This is a genomic window from Bartonella sp. AP58NXGY, assembly GCF_042195785.1.
Lineage (GTDB): Bacteria > Pseudomonadota > Alphaproteobacteria > Rhizobiales > Rhizobiaceae > Bartonella.
On record NZ_JBHIOY010000209.1, the window covers coordinates 1 to 765 of the forward strand.

Annotated in this window: 1 protein-coding gene; it reads left to right on the plus strand. The window is 35.3% G+C overall.

Going from position 1 to position 765, the window contains the following annotated elements; all coding sequences use genetic code 11:
* Window positions 1-104: 104 nt before the first annotated feature.
* Entirely contained in the window at window positions 105-446 is a 342-nt protein-coding gene (locus tag ACFINC_RS10485) for a helix-turn-helix domain-containing protein (RefSeq protein WP_375617175.1), read from the plus strand.
* The last annotated feature ends 319 nt before the right edge of the window (window positions 447-765 follow it).

A 765-nucleotide genomic window follows, 5' to 3' on the forward strand; every position in this document is an offset into this window, starting at 1 on the left:
CACTAAAAGCAAAATGCTGATTTGAGTTCAGTGCTTTTAACTCCCGGAATACCAATGCGAGGGCGCTCGCACTAGGCGGGGGCAAATGCAAACTCAGAACCTTAATATTGATCTTTTTGTCGGCAAAAAAAATTCGCTTGAAGCGAAAAATGTTGGGAATGTCTCAAAAAACATTAGGAGATGCTTTAGGAGTAAGTTTTCAACAAATTCAAAAGTATGAAAAAGGCTTAAATCGTGTAAGCGCAGGACGTTTAAAGGAAATTTCCGATATCCTAAAAGTTCCGGTTTCCTTTTTTTATGCGGATATTATCACAAAAGAAAACACCTCGTACCCTCATGAAGAAATTGCATCAAGCAAAGAGAAATTTTTGCTTTTAAAAAGTTTTAGAGTTCTGACCTCTGTCAAACAAAAAGCCATTTTAAAATTAATTTCTGATCAAAATTAAAACGTTTTAAATGACCTTTATCCTCTAATCTGCTTTCTATTATAAGAACAAAGCCCTGCAATTTATAAACAACGCGTTTTTTATTGAACAGGCTATTGGGCTGATTTCCTATGATAGGCAACACGATATTTTCTCTTCATAAGCCTTCATGCCGCTTCATCAATATTTCTCTGAAAATATCTCGAAAAACATCATGACAAGAGCACGCTCATTAAGCCATCATGAAAACAATTCATGATATAAGCCTTAAAATATTGAGCAATACTTCTTTTGACTGTTCCAAATTTGAAAAAGTTCTATCCTCTCCACCTCCCCTGTG